The sequence below is a fragment of the Streptomyces longhuiensis genome, assembly GCF_020616555.1.
Lineage (GTDB): Bacteria > Actinomycetota > Actinomycetes > Streptomycetales > Streptomycetaceae > Streptomyces > Streptomyces longhuiensis.
Genome location: NZ_CP085173.1, coordinates 2,524,022 through 2,543,016, shown reverse-complemented (window position 1 = coordinate 2,543,016; position 18,995 = coordinate 2,524,022). Strand labels below are relative to the sequence as shown.

General features: G+C 71.3%; 19 protein-coding genes. 11 read left to right on the top strand and 8 right to left on the bottom strand.

All coding sequences use genetic code 11. The features are described from left to right. Positions 1-3 precede the first annotated feature (3 nt). Complete coding sequence (locus LGI35_RS11975) at positions 4-714, bottom strand: ArsR/SmtB family transcription factor (RefSeq protein WP_227293856.1); 711 nt, start codon at positions 712-714, stop codon at positions 4-6. A gap of 43 nt (positions 715-757) precedes the next feature. After that, entirely contained in the window at positions 758-1,405 is a 648-nt protein-coding gene (locus LGI35_RS11970; protein ID WP_227293855.1) for a TetR/AcrR family transcriptional regulator, read from the bottom strand. 79 nt (positions 1,406-1,484) lie between these two features. Here LGI35_RS11970 and LGI35_RS11965 point away from each other — a divergent pair, with 79 nt between their 5' ends. From LGI35_RS11965 to LGI35_RS11955, 3 genes are all read left to right on the top strand, one after another. Then, on the top strand, positions 1,485-2,636 hold the full coding sequence (locus tag LGI35_RS11965; protein ID WP_227293854.1) for an acyl-CoA dehydrogenase family protein: 1,152 nt from the start codon (positions 1,485-1,487) through the stop codon (positions 2,634-2,636). Between the two features lie 61 nt (positions 2,637-2,697). Beyond that, positions 2,698-2,988 (top strand): YiaA/YiaB family inner membrane protein, encoded by a 291-nt coding sequence (locus tag LGI35_RS11960; protein ID WP_116503842.1) that lies wholly within the window; start codon positions 2,698-2,700, stop codon positions 2,986-2,988. A 74-nt stretch (positions 2,989-3,062) separates the two neighbouring features. Further along, positions 3,063-3,701, top strand: coding sequence for a TetR/AcrR family transcriptional regulator (locus LGI35_RS11955; RefSeq protein WP_227293853.1), 639 nt, complete (start codon positions 3,063-3,065; stop codon positions 3,699-3,701). 12 nt (positions 3,702-3,713) lie between these two features. Here the strand turns inward: LGI35_RS11955 and LGI35_RS11950 are convergent, their stop codons facing one another. Then, on the bottom strand, positions 3,714-4,175 hold the full coding sequence (locus LGI35_RS11950; protein ID WP_116503845.1) for a MaoC family dehydratase: 462 nt from the start codon (positions 4,173-4,175) through the stop codon (positions 3,714-3,716). A 125-nt stretch (positions 4,176-4,300) separates the two neighbouring features. On the opposite strand from LGI35_RS11950, the gene soxR reads away from it, so the two are divergent. Then, entirely contained in the window at positions 4,301-4,768 is a 468-nt protein-coding gene (soxR, locus tag LGI35_RS11945) for a redox-sensitive transcriptional activator SoxR (RefSeq protein WP_227293852.1), read from the top strand. A 22-nt stretch (positions 4,769-4,790) separates the two neighbouring features. On the opposite strand, the gene LGI35_RS11940 is transcribed toward soxR, so the two are convergent. After that, entirely contained in the window at positions 4,791-5,453 is a 663-nt protein-coding gene (locus LGI35_RS11940) for a response regulator (protein ID WP_227293851.1), read from the bottom strand. Further along, positions 5,450-6,694: a sensor histidine kinase gene (locus tag LGI35_RS11935; protein WP_227293850.1), complete on the bottom strand. Its 1,245-nt coding sequence runs from the start codon at positions 6,692-6,694 to the stop codon at positions 5,450-5,452. The genes LGI35_RS11940 and LGI35_RS11935 overlap by 4 nt, the downstream gene beginning before the upstream one ends. 134 nt (positions 6,695-6,828) lie before the next feature. Between LGI35_RS11935 and LGI35_RS11930 the strand changes: the two genes are divergently transcribed. From LGI35_RS11930 to LGI35_RS11920, 3 genes are all read left to right on the top strand, one after another. Further along, positions 6,829-7,767: an ABC transporter ATP-binding protein gene (locus tag LGI35_RS11930; RefSeq protein ID WP_227293849.1), complete on the top strand. Its 939-nt coding sequence runs from the start codon at positions 6,829-6,831 to the stop codon at positions 7,765-7,767. Continuing rightward, a complete protein-coding gene (locus LGI35_RS11925; protein WP_227293848.1) occupies positions 7,764-8,606 on the top strand; it encodes an ABC transporter permease in 843 nt (280 codons plus the stop codon). The genes LGI35_RS11930 and LGI35_RS11925 overlap by 4 nt, the downstream gene beginning before the upstream one ends. A 126-nt stretch (positions 8,607-8,732) precedes the next feature. Further along, a complete protein-coding gene (locus LGI35_RS11920; RefSeq protein ID WP_227293847.1) occupies positions 8,733-9,245 on the top strand; it encodes a hypothetical protein in 513 nt (170 codons plus the stop codon). 77 nt (positions 9,246-9,322) lie between these two features. On the opposite strand, the gene LGI35_RS11915 is transcribed toward LGI35_RS11920, so the two are convergent. Further along, a complete protein-coding gene (locus LGI35_RS11915; protein WP_227293846.1) occupies positions 9,323-9,925 on the bottom strand; it encodes a hypothetical protein in 603 nt (200 codons plus the stop codon). A 257-nt stretch (positions 9,926-10,182) separates the two neighbouring features. On the opposite strand from LGI35_RS11915, the gene LGI35_RS11910 reads away from it, so the two are divergent. Further along, positions 10,183-13,038, top strand: a complete 2,856-nt coding sequence (locus LGI35_RS11910; protein ID WP_227293845.1) for a penicillin acylase family protein — start codon at positions 10,183-10,185, stop codon at positions 13,036-13,038. A gap of 46 nt (positions 13,039-13,084) precedes the next feature. Here LGI35_RS11910 and LGI35_RS11905 read toward each other — a convergent pair whose 3' ends face one another. Both LGI35_RS11905 and LGI35_RS11900 read right to left on the bottom strand, forming a co-directional pair. Beyond that, on the bottom strand, positions 13,085-14,410 hold the full coding sequence (locus LGI35_RS11905) for an MFS transporter (RefSeq protein WP_227293844.1): 1,326 nt from the start codon (positions 14,408-14,410) through the stop codon (positions 13,085-13,087). Positions 14,411-14,494: 84 nt separating this feature from the next. Beyond that, positions 14,495-15,745: an exo-beta-N-acetylmuramidase NamZ family protein gene (locus LGI35_RS11900; protein ID WP_227293843.1), complete on the bottom strand. Its 1,251-nt coding sequence runs from the start codon at positions 15,743-15,745 to the stop codon at positions 14,495-14,497. Positions 15,746-15,894: 149 nt separating this feature from the next. Here LGI35_RS11900 and LGI35_RS11895 point away from each other — a divergent pair, with 149 nt between their 5' ends. Genes LGI35_RS11895 through LGI35_RS11885 form a run of 3 tightly spaced genes read left to right on the top strand, consistent with a single transcriptional unit; the run spans position 15,895 to position 18,946 of the window. Then, a complete protein-coding gene (locus tag LGI35_RS11895) occupies positions 15,895-16,662 on the top strand; it encodes an SDR family oxidoreductase (RefSeq protein WP_227293842.1) in 768 nt (255 codons plus the stop codon). Continuing rightward, positions 16,659-18,326 carry a class I adenylate-forming enzyme family protein gene (locus LGI35_RS11890; protein ID WP_227293841.1) on the top strand — a complete coding sequence of 556 codons (1,668 nt, stop codon included), beginning with the start codon at positions 16,659-16,661 and terminating at the stop codon, positions 18,324-18,326. Before LGI35_RS11895 ends, LGI35_RS11890 begins: the two co-directional genes overlap by 4 nt. 26 nt (positions 18,327-18,352) lie before the next feature. After that, on the top strand, positions 18,353-18,946 hold the full coding sequence (locus LGI35_RS11885; protein WP_227300273.1) for a TetR/AcrR family transcriptional regulator: 594 nt from the start codon (positions 18,353-18,355) through the stop codon (positions 18,944-18,946). The last annotated feature ends 49 nt before the right edge of the window (positions 18,947-18,995 follow it).

Here is an 18,995-nt window from a genome sequence, read left to right as displayed (position 1 = left end):
TCGCTAGCGCAGTCCCTCCGCGTCGATGCCCAGCACGTCGCCGAACGCCCGCTCCCCGTCCGGCGTGACCTTCACGGCCCGCTCGGACCCGATCCGCACGACCCAGCCCGCGTCGAACGCGTGGCTGCACAGTGCCGCCCCCGCCGTCCCCGCGAGATGCGGCCGGCGCTCGGTCCAGTCCAGGCACGCCCGCGCCATGGGCCGCCGCCCCGACCGTTCGAGTCCGATCCCCAACGCCCCGAACAGGTCCACCCCTTGTGCGGTCAGAGCGAACCCCGTGTCCGTGCGCAGATCACCGCGCCGGACCAGCGCGTCCGTGAGGGCGATGCCGAGGCGGCCCGCGAGATGGTCGTAGCAGGTGCGCCCGCGCGCCATCGCGTCCCGCGCGCTCACGGCCCGAAGCGTTCGCGGCCGCTCCCCGCCGTCCGGCGCCGCGTACGCGGCGAGTTCCTCCACGAGCCCCGCCACCCGCGCGTCCGCGAGCCGCACATAGCGATGGCGCCCCTGCCGCTCCTCGGCGAGCAGGCCGCCCGCGACGAGCTTGCCCAGATGCTCGCTCGCGGTCGAGGCGGCCACGCCCGAGTGCCGCGCGAGCTCGCCGGCGGTCCACGCCCGCCCGTCGAGCAGGGCGAGCAGGCAGGCGGCACGGGTCTCGTCGGCCATCAGCGCGGCGAGCGCGGCGAGGCGCGGTGCGCCGGGTTCCCTGGACTTCATGGGTCAAGCATGCGCCCGGCACGGTTCGGTGGCGGCCGAAACGTCAGTGCAGCGCCGCGACCTGCTCGTACTGCTGCGCAAGCCCGTCGAGGAGCGCCCTCAGGCCCGTCTCGAAGGCCCGCTCGTCGATCAGCTCCTGGCGGTCGGCGAGCAGATGGGCCTGGCCGAGGTGCGGGTAGTCGGCGGGGTCGTACGCCGCCTCGTCGTCGACGAAGCCCCCGGCGAACGAGCCGAGCGCGGAGCCCGTCACGAAGTACCGCATGAGCGCGCCGATCGACGTGGCCTGCGCCGGGGGCCAGCCCGCGTCCACCATCGAGCCGAACACGGCGTCGGCGAGCCGGAGCCCCGCGGGCCTGCGGCCCGGCCCCTGGGCGAGGACCGGGACGATGTTCGGGTGCTCGAGGAGGGCCGCCCGGTAGGACACCGCCCAGTCGTGCAGGGAGGTGCGCCAGTCGCGCCCGTCCGCGGGGTCGAACATCGACAGGTCGACCTGCGCGCTCACCGAGTCGGCGACCGCCTCCAGGATCTGGTCCTTGGTGCGGAAGTGGTTGTACAGCGAGGGGCCGCTCACGCCGAGCTCAGCGGCGAGCCGCCGGGTCGAGACGGCCGCGAGGCCCTCGGCGTCGACGAGAGAGAGCGCCGCCGTGACGATGCGGTCTCTGCTCAGGAGGGGCTTGCGCGGTCGGGCCATGCGGCACATAGTAGGGCTGTCAGCCGAAAACTAGCAGTGCTAATTTAGTGCTCATCCACTTATGCCTGAGGTGTGGTCCATGAATCTGGAGCTCAGCGAGGAGCAGGCGGCCGCGAGGCAGCTCGCCCGGGACTTCGTGGCGCGCGAGATCACCCCGAACGTCGTCGGCTGGGACCGCGCCGAAGAGGTCGACCGCGGCATCGTCAAGAAGCTCGGCGACGTCGGCTTCCTGGGTCTGACCATCGACGAGGAGTACGGCGGCTCGGGCGGTGACCACCTCGCGTACTGCCTGGTCACGGAGGAGCTGGGGCGCGGCGATTCGTCCGTGCGCGGCATCGTCTCCGTCTCGCTCGGCCTGGTCACCAAGACGATCCAGTCCTACGGGACCGAGGAGCAGAAGCGGCAGTGGCTGCCGCGGCTCACGGCCGGCGAGGCCCTGGGCTGCTTCGGCCTCACCGAGCCCGGCACCGGCTCCGACGCCGGCAACCTCACGACCCGGGCCGTCCGTGACGGCGACGACTACGTGATCAACGGCTCCAAGATGTTCATCACGAACGGCACCTGGGCCGACGTCGTCCTCCTCTTCGCCCGCTCCACCGACGCCCCGGGACACAAGGGCGTCACCGCCTTCCTCGTCCCCACGGACACCCCCGGCCTCACCCGCCGCACCATCCACGGCAAGCTCGGCCTGCGCGGCCAGGCCACCGCCGAGCTGGTCCTCGAGGACGTCCGCGTCCCCGCCTCCGCGATGCTCGGGCCCGAGGGCAAGGGCTTCTCCGTCGCCATGGCGGCGCTCGCCAAGGGGCGCATGTCCGTGGCCGCGGGCTGCGTCGGCATCGCGCAGGCCGCGCTCGACGCCGCCGTGGGATACGCGGCGGAGCGCGAGCAGTTCGGCAAGTCCATCGCCTCGTACCAGCTGGTGCAGGAGCTGATCAGCGACATCTCCGTGGACGTGGACGCCGCGCGTCTGCTGACCTGGCGCGTCGCCGACCTCATCGACCGCGGCGAGGACTTCGCGACCGCCGCCTCCAAGGCGAAGCTCTTCGCCTCCGAGGCCGCGGTGCGCTGCGCGAACAACGCCCTCCAGGTCTTCGGCGGCTACGGCTACATCGACGAGTACCCGGTCGGCAAGCTCCTGCGCGACGCCCGCGTCATGACCCTCTACGAGGGCACCAGCCAGATCCAGAAGCTCATCATCGGCCGCGCGCTCACCGGCGTCTCGGCCTTCTGAGTACGTTTCTGAGTACGTGAGCGGATGGGGGTGCGCCCCCGTCCGCTCCATGCTGTCGCCCATGAGTGACACACCGGTCAAGCACAGGACCACCAACGCCTTCTACGGACAGGCCGTCGCCTCTTTCGCGCTCGCGCTCGTGGCGACCGCCGTCGGGATCTACCGCATCGACGCCAGCGGCTGGGTCCGGGGCTTCCTCGCCATCGCCGTCCTCTATCTGACGACCTCCGCGTTCACGCTCGCCAAGGTCATCCGGGACCGTCAGGAGGTCGATCAGGTCGTCAGCCGTATCGACCAGGCCCGAATCGACAAGATCCTCGCCGAGCACGACCCCTTCAAGCCCGTCGCCTGACGTACGGAACTAAGCGCTCGCTCACCTCTAGGGGTATGGTGTTCGTCCTGTCCACGGGAGGATGTGAGCGAGCGATGAGCGCGGAGCGGCACGGCCAGAACGAGGCTGCCACGGACGACATGTCCTGGGCCGAGGTCACCCCGGACGCGGCCAGGCGGCTGCTGATCGCCGCCGTCGAGGCGTTCGCGGAGCGCGGCTACCACGCGACCACCACCAGGGACATCGCGAGCCGGGCCGGCATGAGCCCGGCGGCGCTCTACATCCACTACCGGACCAAGGAGGACCTGCTCCTCCGCATCAGCCGCATCGGCCACGAGAAGGCCCTGGAGATCCTCAAGGACGCGGCCGCCGAGGAGGGCACCGCCGCCGAGCGGCTCTCCGAGGCCGTACGGTCCTTCGTCCGCTGGCACGCGGCGCGCCATCTGACGGCGCGCGTCGTGCAGTACGAGCTGGACTCGCTCGGCGAGGAGCACCGGCCCGAGATCGTGGCCCTGCGCCGCGAGAGCGACGCCACCGTGCGCGAGATCCTCAACGACGGTGTGAAGGCGGGGGAGTTCGACGTCCCGGACCTCCCGGGCACCACGCTGGCCGTGCTGTCGCTCTGCATCGACGTGTCGCGCTGGTTCAACTCGGAGGGCCGCCGGACGCCCGACGAGGTCGGCGAGCTGTACGCCGACCTCGTCCTGCGGATGGTGGGGGCCCGGACCTCCTGAGCCCCGAGGGGCTCAGAGGTAGTAGCGGGACACCGACTCGGCGACGCACACCGGCTTCTCGCCGCCGTCGCGCTCCACCGTGAAGGCGACCGAGACCTGGACGCCGCCGGGTACGTCGTCGACGCCCGTGATCTTCGCGGTGGCGCGCAGCCGGGAGCCGACCGGCACGGGGGCGGGGAAGCGGACCTTGTTCGTCCCGTAGTTCACGCCCATCTTCATGCCGTCGACCTTGATCAGCTGCGGCCCGAAGAGGGGGAGCAGCGACAGGGTCAGATAACCGTGCGCGATCGTCGTGCCGAACGGCCCGTCCTTGGCGCGCTCGGGGTCGACGTGAATCCACTGGTGGTCACCCGTGGCGTCCGCGAACTGGTCGATCCGCTTCTGCTCGATCTCGACCCAGTCGCTGTACCCCAGCTGCTCGCCCACCGCCGCGCGCAGCTCGTCGACCGTCGCGAAAACCCTCGGCTCTGCCATGTCCTGGCCTCCCATGTGTGCACCATGCGCGGATGTCTAAGGCGGATGTCTAAGCGCTTGCTCAGCATGCTAGGGCGGGCGACCTCTGTCAACGACGGCAGGGTCGGCCCAGTAGGCTCGGCACGGTGCCCCAGATTCCAGTGAAGATCCACGAACTCACCGTCGGTCAGCTGTCGGCGCGCAGCGGAGCCGCCGTCTCGGCCCTGCACTTCTACGAGGCCAAGGGTCTGATCAGCAGCCGTCGCACGACGGGCAACCAGCGCCGCTACCAGCGCGACACCCTGCGCAGGGTCGCGTTCATCCGCGCCGCGCAGCGCGTCGGCATCCCGCTCGCCACGATCCGGGACGCGCTGTCCGCACTGCCCGAGGGGCGCACCCCGACCCGCGAGGACTGGGCGCACCTCTCCGAGGCCTGGCGCTCCGAACTGGACCAGCGCATCACCCAGCTGGGGCGCCTGCGCGACCATCTGACCGACTGCATCGGCTGCGGCTGTCTGTCCCTGGAGAACTGTGTGCTCTCGAACCCGGACGACGTGTTCGGCGAGCGCCTCACCGGGTCCCGCCTGATGCGGGAGAGCCGGGAGGACGCCTGAGGGGCCGCCGCTCGGCGGCCGCTCAGCGGGGCGCGGAGACCAGCCCCGACTCGTAGGCGATGATGACGAGTTGGACCCGGTCCCGGGCGCCCAGCTTGGTGAACAGGCGCGCCACGTGCGACTTGGTCGTGGCCACGGTGATGTAGAGCTCGTCGGCGATCTCGCTGTTCGACCGGCCGAGCCCCACCAGCGTCAGCACCTCGCGCTCCCGCTCCGTGATGCCCTCGACCGGGCGCGGCGCGCGGGCGGGCGACGGCTCGGGACGCCCGACGAAGTCGGCGATGAGGCGGCGCGTGATCCCGGGCGCGATCAGCGCGTCCCCGGCGGCGACGACCCGGATCGCCGCGAGGATGTCGTCGAGCGCCATGTCCTTGACCGCGAAACCGCTCGCGCCGGCGCGCAGCGCCCCGTAGACGTACTCGTCCTCGTCGAAGGTGGTCAGCACCAGCACACGGGTCGCCCCCGGGCCCGAGGTGACCAGGCTCGTGGCCTCGATCCCGTTCATGCCCGGCATCCGGATGTCCATCACGATCACATCGGGGCCGACCTCCTGCGCCAGCCGGACCGCCTCCTCACCGTTCGCGGCCTCCCCGACGACCTCCAGATCAGGGGTGTCGGAGATGAGGACACGCAGTCCGGAGCGTACGAGCGGCTGGTCGTCGGCGAGCACCACGCGCACGGTCATCGGGTGTCCGCCCCGGCCGCGGCGGCGTCATCCGTCGCTGTCGTTGTCGCTGTCGCCGTGGCCGTGGCCGTCCGCTCCGGCAGCGGCAGCCGCGCCGCCACCCGGAAGCCCCCCTCGGGCCGCGGCCCCGCACCGAACTCGCCGTGCAGCAGCGCCACCCGCTCCCGCATCCCGGTGATCCCGAACCCCTCGCCCGTCCCCGCGCCCCGCATCCCGCGCCCTTCGTCGACGATCTCCACGGACAGCTCATCCTCCCCGAACCCGACGCTCACCCGGCACCGCCCGGCGCCCGAGTGCCGCACCACGTTCGTCAGCGCCTCCTGCACGATGCGGTACGCCGACAGGTCGATGTCGGGCGGCAGTTGACGCCGCAGCCCGCTCCACCGCAGATCGACCTCGACGCCCGCGTCCGTGGTCGTGGCGGTCAGGCGCTCCAGGTCGGCGAGGCCCGGCGCCGGGCCGTACGGCGCCGCCTCCGGCTCCACCGAAGGGCCCGACCTGCGGAGCGCGACGAGCGTGCGCCGCAGCCCCGACAGGGTCTCCCTGCTCGTGGCCTCGATGGCGCTCAGGGCGGCCCTCGCCTCCAGCGGCTGCGTCTCGATGACCCGGCTGCCGACGCCGGCCTGGATCGCGATGATGCCGATGCTGTGCGCGACCTGGTCGTGCAACTCGCGGGCGATCCGGAGCCGTTCGGCCGTGATCGCCTCGGCGACCTCGTGCGACCGCAGCTCCGTCGCGTGCCGGCGGCGTTCGCTGCCGAGGAGGCCCACGACACAGGCGGTGACCAGCGCCAGGAGGGCGATCGTCCCGATCACGACGAGGTTGTCGGGCCCGTGCGTGAAGCCGAGGATCGTCAGGCACTGCGTGAGGAACGTGAGGCAGACGGCGACCGCCGACGACCGCAGCGTGCGCGTCCCGACGACGTACCCGAGGGTGACGTCGACCGCCACGAACGGCACGAACCACACAGGACCGTGGTACTTGGCCGCAGGCGGCAGGAGGGCGCTGACGAGCAGCATCATGACCAGGGCCGTCATGGGCCTGCGCCGGATCAGGCCGACGAGCAGGACCGTCGCGAGCGCCGAGCCGCAGGCCGGGAGGATGCCGGGCGCCCTTTCGTCGGCGCTGACCGCGGGGAGCAGCGCCATGAACGGGTACAGGACCGCGCCGATCCAGGTGAGGACCGTACGGTGCGTCCCGTAGGCGCGCTGGGGCGGCGGGGGTATCGAGGTGGCGTCCACACACGGATCGTAGGTGCGCCGTCCCGCTCCCGGCATGAGCCCACGGGCTGCATCCCACGGGTGCATGCCGTCCCCAGGGAAGGCCGCCGACGGGCCGATGCGCGCCCCTGACCCGCACCGGCACCGTTGCCCTCGTGATCGAAGTCAGCGAACTCACCAAGCGGTACGGCGACAAGACCGCCGTCGACCACCTCTCCTTCACCGTCCGGCCGGGACAGGTCACCGGCTTCCTCGGCCCCAACGGCGCGGGCAAGACGACCACCATGCGGATGGTCCTCGGCCTGGACGCGCCCACCGCCGGCACCTCCACCGTCGGCGGCGTCCCCTTCCGCACCCACCCGCGCGGCCTGCGCCACGTCGGCGCGCTGCTCGACGCCCAGCAGGTGCACGGCGGGCGCAGCGCCACCGCGCACCTCGGCGCCCTGGCCCGCGGCAACCGCATCCCGGCGAGCCGCGTGGCCGAGGTGCTCGCCGAGGTGGGCCTGACCGAGGCGGCCGGGCGCCGCATCGGCGGGTTCTCGCTCGGCATGAAGCAGCGGCTCGGCATCGCGGCGGCACTGCTCGGCGACCCTCCTGTCCTGATGTTCGACGAGCCGATCAACGGCATGGACCCGGAGGGTGTGCTCTGGGTACGCGGCCTCTTCCGCCGCCTGGCGGCCGAGGGACGCACCGTCTTCCTCTCCAGCCATCTCATGACGGAGATGGAGAGCACCGCGGACCAGCTCGTCGTGATCGGACAGGGTCGTCTCATCGCCGCCGAGTCCGTACGGGAGTTCGCGGCCCGCAGCACCCGCTTCAGCGTGCTGGTCGCGACGCCCCAGGCCGGCGAACTGACGGCCGTCCTCACGGCGGCCGGCGCGTCCGTCGCGCCGCACGGCCCGCCGGACGCGGCCAGGATCGCCGTGACCGGGCTGCCCGCCGAGCGTGTCGGAGCGCTCGCCTTCGAGCACCGGATCCTGCTGCACGAGCTGACCAACCGCACGGCCTCGCTGGAGGAGGCGTTCATGGAACTCACCGCCGGCAGCGTCGAGTACCTGTCGGGAGACGCGGGAAAGGCGGGGCAGGCCCGATGACGAGCACGACGGCAACAACCATCGCCGCGGCGGTGGACGAACCGCCCGCCCGCTTCCTCGACCTCGTCGCCGCCGAGTGGATCAAGGTACGGTCGCTGCGCTCCACGCCCTGGGTGATCGTCCTGGTCACGCTGGTCGTGACCGGCTTCGCCGCGGCCCGCGCCCTCGCCGACTACAACAACTTCCCGCGCTACGACGCCCTCACGCAGCGGGAGCACGCCTTCTCGCTGGGGGACGCGTTTCCTGCCGAGGCGTATCTGACGCTGATGCTCGCCGCCGTGTCCGTCGGCGCGATCGCCGTGGTCAGCGAGTACGGCAGCGGCCTCATCCGCACCACCACCGTGGCCGTCCCCGCGCGCGGCGCGGTGGTGCTGGCCAAGGCCGTCGTGCAGGCCGTCCTGTGGACCGTGATCGGGACGTTCGTCGCCCTGTGCTCGTTCTCCGTCGCCCAGGCCATCCTCAGCGGGCGGGACGCCGCGGTCTCCCTCGGCGACCCCAACGCGCTGCGGGCCCTGGCCGCGTCGGCGCTGCTCGCCCCGGTGTGCGCGCTGGTGGGCCTCGGGCTCGGCGTCCTGATCCGGCACAGCGCCACCACGATGGTCGCGGGCACCTTCGTCCTGCTCCTGCTGCCGGTGTTCTTCTCGTCCCGCAAGCCGCTGTCCGTCACCTTCGCCAACGCGATGGTGCGCAACGCGTGGCAGCGCCTGGCCCAGATCTACGGAACGCCGGCCGAGGCGTACAACGGGGCCACGGTCGCCGGGAGCTGGACCGTGTTCGTCCTCTGGCCGCTGGTCGCGCTCGCCCTGGCGCTGGTCGTCGTACGGCGCCGCGACGTGTGACGGCGCGCACCCGCAACCGGAGCCGGCCGGCCCGATGTCTTCACGCGCAGGGGAGTTGGGGATGAATGAGGACATGAAGGCATGAAGCCATGACGGCACGACGGCTCACGGGGACGGGGAGACGCGATGGGACTCGCCATCTGCTCGCTGAAGTACGAGGCCGCACGCTCGGGCCCGCAGAAGATCACCTATGACCGCGACGGCTACCACCTCGTCCGCTTCCCCTACGCGGCGGGCGAGGAGTCGTACGACCCCTGGAAGATGCACGAACCGCCGAAGGGGTCCAAGTACCCGGACACCCACTCGGGTCTGATCCGGCCGAGTCACGACGGATGGGGCACCCTGTCCGCGCTGGTCTTCTGGGAGCCGGACTCCGGACCGCGCGAGTTCAGGGCGCGCTTCGTGCGCGACCCGCTCGCCGGTTCGACCGGCTACGACTCGACCGCCACGACGGACTCCGCGCCGACCGGCGGCGGTCAGTACCGGTCGTACACCTGGCAGATGTTCGTGCACCCGGGAACCCCGATCGGCCTGAAGATCTCGGTGCGCGGCGCGGGTGACGCGCTGATCCGTACGCCGCTGCTCCTCGCCGAGTTCAAGCTGGCCGTCCAGACCGACGTGATCACACCGAGCGGCTGAGGCGGGTGAGCGGACCGGGGGTGCGGCTCATGGCCGGCACCCCCGTGCTCACACAGTCGTGCTCGTGCCGATGCGCTCTACGCCGGGACAAGGACCCGCGCCCGCCAGGCTCCGGCCAGCGACGCGGGGGTGAGGACGGGGCGCGGCACCACGATGCCGCAATGGGTGCAGACCGGTCCTGACGACGGTTCGTGCGCCAGGTCGTGCTTCCAGAGCAGTGCCGTGCCGGTGCAGACCGGACAGGCCGTGCCGGGCTCGCGCTCCAGGGCCGCGATCAGCCGGTTCAGAACCTCCGCGAGAGGCTCGGAGGGATGCACCATCGGGTCGTCGCACCAGGCGACGCCGAAGCCGCCCCAGGTCAGCCGGTGCCAGTCGTCGACCGTGCCCGGTCTGCGCAGCCCGTCGTGCTTCTCCTTGCGGCGGCGCTCCGCGAACTGCGTCTCGTACGCGAGCCAGACCGCCCGCGCCTCCTCGAGCTCGTCGAGCGCGGCCGTCAGCCGCGCCGGCTCGGGGGACCGGTCCTCGGGATCGAACCCGGCCCGCGAGCACAGGTGGTCCCAGGTCGCCCGGTGCCCGTAAGGGGCAAACCGCTCCAGGCACTTGCGCAGCGAGTACCGCCGCAGTGCCAGATCATTGCGCGGGTCGCGCGCCTGTCTCGCCAGACTCCGAAATCCGGCCATCGCCCTGCACCTCCGTCACACGTACATGTACTTCGGCGTCGTCGTCGAACGGACGTCGCCGAATAGACGTATCGACACTCGATTCGGATCCATGCCGGTCCATCCGATTTCCGATGGACTCCATCAGCGGCACCTCCTGGGACCCGTTCGCCCCAGGGGGTCGCGTGTGGCGATTCCGAAAAGGTGACGCATGTTCATCTCCACTCGGCTGCCTACCGCCGGTAACCTCCGGCGCACCATCGTCGGGAGGATCAGGCATGCGACGGCGCACCCCACGAACCACCCAGCACAGAAGCCTCCGTAGAACTCTCAAGCGCACGGCCGCCACCGCGGTGTTCGTCCTCACGGCGGGCCTGCTGTCCCCGGCCGGCGGGGCATCCGCCGCGGAGCCGGCGCCGGCGCCCGACTACTGCGCGGGCCGGTGCGCGGACATCCTGCCGCCCGGCGCGAACGGCAGCGCCACGCTGGCCGAGATCCTCGGCCACCGTCTCCTCGGCACCCAGCCCGCCCACGCCGACGATCAACTCGGCCCCTACGACGCGCTCGCCGCCGGGTACCCGTCCCTGACGGACGACACCCTCACCCAGTTCTTCAACGACTCCTCCTTCGGGGTCCCCGATGGTCAGGTCGGTTCCGTCACGCGCCCCCGCGACGATGTGACGATCACCCGTGACAGGAAGAACGGTGTACCCCATGTCAAAGGTTCCACGCGCTACGGAACAGAGTTCGGTGCCGGCTACGCAGCAGGTCAGGACCGGCTCTGGCTGATCGACCTGTTCCGGCACATCGGCCGCGGCGAGCTCACGTCGTTCGCGGGCGGGGCCCTCGCCAACCAGGGACTCGAGCAGGAGTTCTGGCCGCAGGCCCCGTACACCGAGCAGGACCTGGAGAAGCAGGTCGAGTACATCAGGACCACGCAGGGCGCCCGGGGCAAGCAGGCCATGGACGACGCGCAGGCCTACATCGACGGGCTCAACGCCTATCGCGAGAAGTCGAAGAACGGACGCTACTTCCCCGGCGAGTACGTCCTGACCGGCAAGATCGACGCGATCACGAACGTGGGCGAGATCCAGCCGTTCAAGGTGACCGACATGATCGCGCTCGCCTCCGTGGTCGGCGGCCTCTTCGGAGGCGGCGGCGGGGGAGAGGTCGGCCAGGCCCTCTCGCTCCTGTCGGCGCAGCAGAAGTACGGCGTCGAGCGGGGCACCGAGGTCTGGGAGTCCTTCCGCGGACGCGACGACCCCGAGGCCGTGACGACCATCCACGACGGCACGAGCTTCCCCTACGGGGCCAAGCCCGGGAAACCGCGTGGCGAGGCGCTGCCCGACAAGGGCACCGTCGAGAGTGAACCCCTCGTTCACGACCGCGAGGGCTCGGCCAAGCCGGCCGAGGCGGGGCGCAAGACCCCCGTCAAGGCACCGGCGAAGCTCAAGCCGCTCCAAGGCATGTACGACAAGGGCGTGCTGCCCGCGGACACGTTCAGGAACACCGACTCCAAGAAGGGCATGTCCAACGCTCTCCTCGTCTCCGGCAAGCACACCGCGTCCGGCCACCCGGTCGCCGTGTTCGGCCCGCAGACCGGGTACTTCGCCCCGCAGCTCCTGATGATGCAGGAGCTCCAGGGTCCGGGCATCAGCGCGCGCGGCGTCTCGTTCGCGGGCGTCGGCATGTACATCCAGCTCGGCCGCGGCCAGGACTACGCCTGGTCGGCGACCTCGGCGGGCCAGGACATCACCGACACGTACGCCGTGGAGCTGTGCGAGCCGGACGGCGCGACGCCCACCCGGCAGTCCACGAACTATCTGTACCGCGGCACCTGCACCCCCATGGAGAAGCTGGAGAGGAAGAACGCCTGGAAGCCGACCCTCGCCGACTCCACGGCGGCCGGCTCCTACCGGATGCAGGTCTTCCGCACGAAGTACGGCATCGTCACGCACCGTGCGACGGTCGGCGGCAAGCCCGTCGCTTACACCTCACTGCGCTCGACGTACCGGCACGAGGCCGACTCCATCATCGGCTTCCAGATGCTGAACGACCCGTCGTACGTGAAGGACGCGGCGACCTTCGAGAAGGCCGCGCAGCACATCAGCTACGCCTTCAACTGGTTCTACGCCGACTCGCGCGACATCGCGTACTACAACAGCGGCGCCAACCCGGTGCGCGCGGACGGTGTCGACGCCTCCTTCCCGGTGAAGGCCGAAAAGGCCTACGAGTGGCGGGACTTCGACCCGACGGACAACACGGCCGCCTACACGCCGCCGTCGCAGCACCCGAACTCCGTCGACCAGGACTACTACGTCTCCTGGAACAACAAGCAGGCCAAGGGGTTCGGCGCCGCCAACTTCAGCCTCGGCGCCGTGCACCGCGCCGATCTGCTCGACGGGCGCGTGAAGCGGCTCGTCACCGAGGGCGGCGTCACCAGGGCCTCGCTCACCCGGGCCATGGAGGAGGCCGCCCTCACGGATCTGCGGGGCGAGCAGGTGCTCCCCGAGATCCTCGAGGTCATCCGCAGCAAGCCCGTCGACGACCCCGCCCTGAACAAGGCCGTGCAGCAACTGGAGGCCTGGCGCAAGGGAGGCGCCCAGCGCAACCAGACGTCGGCCGGCTCGCACACCTACGCGCACCCGGACGCCGTACGCGTCATGGACGCCTGGTGGCCGCTCCTGGTGAAGGCCGCGTTCGAGCCCGGCCTCGGCAGCGACCTGTACAGGGCGCTCACCGGCGAGCTGACCGTCGACGAGTCGCCGTCCGCCGGCCACGGCCCGACCGGCGCGCACGCGGGCTCGGCGTTCCAGTACGGCTGGTGGGGCTACGTGGACAAGGACCTGCGCACGGTCCTCGGGCAGCCGGTGAAGGGCAAGCTCGGCGCCGCCTACTGCGGCGGCGGCAAGCTCGACGCCTGCCGCGACGCGCTGCTCGCCACGCTCGCGCAGGCGGTCGCCGAGCCCGCAGCCGAGGTCTACCCCGGCGACGACGCGTGCAAGGCCGGCGACCAGTGGTGCTCGGACACGATCATCCACCGGGCGCTCGGCGGCATCACGCACCGCGGGATCCAGTGGCAGAACCGTCCGACGTACCAGCAGGTCGTCGAATTCCCTTCGCACCGGCCCTAGTTCGGCCGCATCCATGGGGGCACGCGCACGCGTGCCCCCATGGGGGTCAGCCCAGTTCGCGCTCCCGCGTCTCCGGCAGGGCGAGGACGCAGAGCAGGGAGACGACGGCCATCGCGCTGACGTACCAGCCCACCGAGGACGAGCCGAACTCGCCCTGGAGCCGCGTCGCCACGAGCGGCGACACCGCGCCGCCGAGCACCCCGCCCAGGTTGTAGGCGAAGGACGCCCCGGAGTAGCGCACGCGCACCCCGAACAGCTCCGGCAGATACGCGCCCATCGGCCCGTACACGACCCCCATGCAGAACAGCGCGCCGCCCAGGGCGAGCGCGATCAGCACGGGCTGCTCGGTGTCCATGAGCGGGAAGAGGACCAGGCCCCAGACCACCGCGAGACCGGCGCCGGCCAGCACGAGCCTGCGGCGACCGCCCGCGTCCGAGCGGGTCGCGGCCAGCCAGGTGCCCGCAGCGAGGAAGAGGCAGGCGACGAGCGAGACCGCGAGCATCGTGTTGCGCGGGACGCCGAGGGTCGTCGTGCCGTAGGCGAGGCAGTACGTGGTCGCGGTGTAGAAGAGCCCGTACGCGACGACCATGCCGCCCGCGCCGAGCAGGATCTCGCGGGGGTGCCGCTTGAAGACCTCCAGTGCGGGCGCCTTGCTCGCCTCCTGCTCCTTCATCACCTTGGCGAACACCGGCGTCTCACTGATCTTCAGCCGGACGAAGAGACCGACGGCGACCAGCAGGAAGGAGAGCAGGAACGGCACGCGCCAGCCCCACGAGTGGAACGCCTCGTCGTCGAGCGTCGTCGACAGGATCCAGAAGATGCCGGTCGCCGCGAAGAAGCCCACGGACGGGCCGAGTTGGGGGAACGCCGCGAAGAGACCGCGCTTGCCGCGCGGCGCGTGTTCCACGGCGAGCAGCGCGGCCCCGCCCCACTCGCCACCGAGGCCCACGCCCTGGAGGAAGCGCAGCAGCACGAGCAGCAGCGGCGCCCACACGCCCAAGGTGCTGTATCCGGGCAGCAGGCCGACGCACGCCGTCGACAGGCCCATCAGAAGCAGTGAGGCGACGAGGACGGACTTGCGGCCGACGCGGTCGCCGAAGTGGCCGAACAGGAGCGAGCCGATGGGGCGGGCCGCGAAGGCCACCGCGTAGGTCGAGAAGGACGCGAGGGTCGCGTTGAGGGAGGAGAGGTTCGGGAAGAACGCCTCGTTGAGGACGAGGGCGGCGGCCGTTCCGTAGACGTAGAAGTCGTAGAACTCGATCGCGGTCCCGATGAAACTGGCGACGGCCACGCGGCGCAGGCTCTCGGGGCTGTCCCCGTCAGAATCCGCGCCGGTGACCGTGTTCTGCCTGGTGGAGTCGTCTTTGAGCACGTACTGCACTGTGGTTGTGCGTGTACATGGCAGTCAATACGCGATACGGGTTGTCCCGTATCGCGAGACGTCGGAGGCCGGGCGCTACTTGTACGCCAGGTACCGGCCGCGCACCGCACGGAACGCGGCGAGTTCGCCCTGCCAGGCCGCGACCACCTCGTCCGTGGACGCCCCGGCGTCGATCATCGTCCGCACCTGGGTGGACCCCGTGAGCTTGTCGATCCAGTTGTCCGAGCGCCAGGCGAAGCCGCTCCAGGACTTCTTCGCCGTCACCAGGAGCGCGATGCCGGTGCGTACGGGGTCGTAAGCGGCCCGGTCCCTGACGTGGATCTGCACGCCGCCGATCGTCTTGCCCTGGAACTTGGAGAACGTCGGCGCGAAGTACGCCTCGCGGAAGTCCACGCCGGGCAGGTGGAGTTCATTGGCGGCGGCCGCCCAGCGCCCGTCGAGGTCCTCGGCGCCGAGCAGCTCGAAGGGGCGGGTCGTGCCGCGCCCCTCGGAGAGGTTCGTGCCCTCGAACAGGCAGGTGCCCGAGTAGACGAGCGCGGTGTCGGGGGTCGGCATGTTCGGGCTCGGCGGCACCCACGGCAGCCCCGACGCGTCATAGAAGTCACGCCGCTTCCAGCCCGTCATCCGGACCGTCTCCAGCTCGACGGGCTTCGCCAGGTACTCGCCGTTGAACAGGCGGGCCAGCTCCGTGACCGTCATCCCGTGGGCCTGGGAGATCTCGCGCCGGCCGACGAACGTCGCGAACTCCTTGTGCAGGACGGGCCCGTAGGCGTTCCGCCCGGTCACCGGGTTGGGGCGGTCGAGCACCACGAACTTCTTGCCCGCGAGCTGCGCGGCCTCCATGCAGTCGTAGAGCGTCCAGATGTACGTGTAGAAGCGGGCGCCCGCGTCCTGGATGTCGAAGACGACCGTGTCGACACCGGACGCGGTGAAGATGTCCGCCAGCGCCTGCCCGCTCTTCAAGTAGGTGTCGTAGACGGGCAGTCCGGTCGCCGGGTCGTCGTAGCGCCCCTCGGAGCCGCCCGCCTGCGCGGTGCCGCGGAAGCCGTGCTCGGGCCCGAACACCGCGGTCAGCTTCACGCGTTCGTCGGCGTGCATCACGTCGACGATGTGCTTGACGTCGCGGGTGACGCCGGTCGGGTTCGTCACGAAGCCGACCTTCTGCCCGGCGAGGATCCGGTATCCGTCGGCCGCGAGCCGCTCGAAACCGGTGCGGAGCCGGCCGGAGCCCTTCTCCGCGGCGAGCGCGGGGGACGCCGCGCCCGCCGTGGCGGCCACCGCCGAGGCGGTGGTGGCGGCGAGCAGGCTCCGTCTGGACACGTTCATGTGGTGACCTCCGTGATCGCGGAAGGTGGCATGTGCACGCACGCTAGCGTGCGCCGCGCCCCCGCGGAACGAAGCCGACCGCCGACACCTCTTCCGTTGAGCTGACCGACTGCTTAGTCTGTGATCGGAAGTCGAGTCGAGGGAGACCGATGGTGGACAGCCTGCACGGCACGGGGGTCGTCGTCACCGGCGCGGGAGGCGGCATCGGGGCCGCACTCGCCCGCCGCTTCGCCGCTTCGGGAGCGCGCGTCGTCGTGAACGACCTGGACGCGGGGAAGGCCAAGGCGGTCGCGGACGAGATCGGCGCCACGGCGGTGCCGGGCGACGCCTCCGAGATCATGCCCGCGGCGCTGGACGCGCTGGACGGCACCGTGGACGTCTACTGCGCCAACGCGGGGCTCGCCTCCGGCGGCACGGAGGACGCCGACGAGCAGATCTGGGCCGACGCCTGGGACGTCAACGTGATGGCCCACGTCCGCGCCGCGAAGGCCCTGCTGCCCGGCTGGCTGGAGCGCGGCAGCGGCCGCTTCGTCTCCACCGTCTCCGCGGCCGGACTGCTCACGATGGTCGGCGCCGCGCCCTACAGTGTCACCAAGCACGGCGCGTACGCCTTCGCCGAGTGGCTCTCCCTCACCTACCGCCACCGCGGGCTCAAGGTCCACGCGATCTGCCCGCAGGGCGTGCGTACGGACATGCTCACCGCCTCCGGATCGGCCGGGGAGCTCGTCCTCGCGCCGACCGCGATCGAGCCCGAGGACGTCGCCGACGCGCTCTTCGCGGGCATGGCGGAGGACCGCTTCCTGATCCTCCCGCACCCCGAGGTCGCCGGGTACTACGCCGCCAGGGCCGCGACGCCGGACCGCTGGCTGTCGAACATGAACCACATCCAGCAGAAGTGGGAGGCGGCACAGAAGTGAGCTCCTCGATCTACGCGGCCAAGCCCTGGCTCGGGCAGCTCTCCGGGGCGCAGCGGGCTCCGGTCACCCCGGCCGACTCCGTGCTGCACGCCTTCCGCGCCGCGGTCCGCAAGGCCCCCGACCGCACCGCCGTCGCCTACTTCGACGGCCGCCTCAGCTACCGCGAGCTCGACGAGCTCAGCGATTCCGTCGCCGCGCACCTCGCCGCGCGCGGCCTCGAGCGCGGCGACCGCGCCGCCCTCATGCTGCAGAACTCCCCGCACTTCGTGATCGGCCTGCTCGCCGCCTACAAGGCGGGCGCCACCGTCGTGCCGGTCAACCCGATGTACAAGTCGGGCGAGGTCACCCACGTCCTGCACGACGCCGACGTGACCGCCCTGATCTGCTCGGACCGCGCCTGGGAGGCGTATCTGCGCGAGACCGCCGCGGACTCTCCCGTACGGATCGTGCTCACCGCCTGCGAGCTGGACCTCCAGACGCGGAACGACGAGCGGGTCCTCAAGTTCGAGCGTGTCGAGCCGCAGGCCGAGGACGCCGACGACCTCCTGACGGTCGCCCGCGCGGGCCACGCGGCGCCCGAGGGCCGCGACCCGGGCCCGGACGACATCGCGCTCATCAGCTACACCTCCGGCACCAGCGGCACGCCCAAGGGCGCCACGAACCTGCACCGCAACATCACGTACAACGCCGAGCGCCAGCGCACCGGACTCGGCATCCCCGAAGGGGGCACGTACTTCGGGCTCGCGCCGCTCTTCCACATCACGGGCATGGTCTGCGAGCTGGTCTCCTCCTTCGCGAACACGGGCACCCTCGTCCTCGCGTACCGCTTCGAGGCCGGTGTCGTCCTGGACGCGTTCGCCGAGCACCGGCCCGCCTACACCGTGGGCCCCTCGACCGCGTTCATGGCGCTCGCCGCGCACCCGGCCGCGACCCGCGAGCACTTCGCCTCGTTCCAGTCGATCTCGTCCGGCGGCGCGCCGGTGCCGCCCGCCCTCGTGGAGAAGTTCCGGGCCGGCTTCGGCCCTTACATCCACAACGGCTACGGCCTCACCGAGTGCACGGCCCCCTGTGCCTCCGTGCCGCCCGGCAGGGAAGCCCCCGTCGACCCCGTCTCCGGCACCCTCGCCGTAGGCGTCCCGGGACCCGAGAGCATCGTCCGGATCGTGGACGACCTCGGCCAGGAGGTGCCCTTCGGCGAGCAGGGCGAGATAGCCGTCCGCGGCCCCCAAGTAGTGCCCGGCTACTGGAAGCGCCCCGACGCCACCGCCGAGTCCTTCCCGGACGGCGAACTGCGGACCGGAGACATCGGCTTCATGGACGCCGACGGCTGGCTCTACGTCGTCGACCGCAAGAAGGACATGATCAACGCCTCCGGCTTCAAGGTCTGGCCCCGTGAGGTGGAGGACGTCCTCTACACGCACGAGGCCGTGCGCGAGGCCGCCGTCGTGGGTGTCCCCGACCCCTACCGCGGGGAGACGGTCAGGGCGTACGTGAGTCTGCGCCCGGGCGTCTCGGTGGGCCCGGACGACCTGTCCGCCTACTGCAAGGAGCGGCTCGCCGCGTACAAGTACCCGCGCGAGGTGGAGATCCTGCCGGAGCTGCCGAAGACGACAAGTGGGAAGATCCTCCGGCGGGAACTGCGTTCCCGTACACAGAACAGCTGATCGCAGGAGAAAGGCAGGTGGCGGCAGTGCCCAGGACGTCGGACGGAGACGGTACGCCCGTCCCTCAGAGGCTGCTCGCCGCCGCCACCCGGCTCTTCGCCGAGCGCGGTTACGACCGCACCTCGGTACAGGAGATCGTCGAGGCGGCCGGCGTCACCAAGGGCGCGCTCTACCACTACTTCGGCTCGAAGGACGACCTGCTGCACGAGGTGTACGCGCGCGTGCTCCGCCTGCAGCAGGAGCGCCTCGACGCGTTCGCGGACGCCGACGCGCCCGTGGAGCAGCGGCTGCGCGACGCGGCGGCCGACGTGGTGGTCACGACCATCGAGAACCTCGACGACGCGTCGATCTTCTTCCGCTCCATGCACCACCTCAGCCCGGACAAGAACAAGCAGGTGCGGGCCGAGCGGCGGCGCTACCACGAGCGGTTCAGAGCCCTGATCGAGGAGGGTCAGCAGGCCGGCGTGTTCTCCACGGCCACGCCCGCCGACCTGGTGGTCGACTACCACTTCGGGTCGGTGCACCACCTCTCCACCTGGTACCGCCCGGGCGGCCCGCTCGCCCCGCAGGAGGTCGCCGACCACCTGGCGGACCTGCTGCTGCGCGCACTGCGTCCCTGACGCCGCTCGGGCCCGGACACACGGCCGAGGACCCCCGCACTCACGGCGA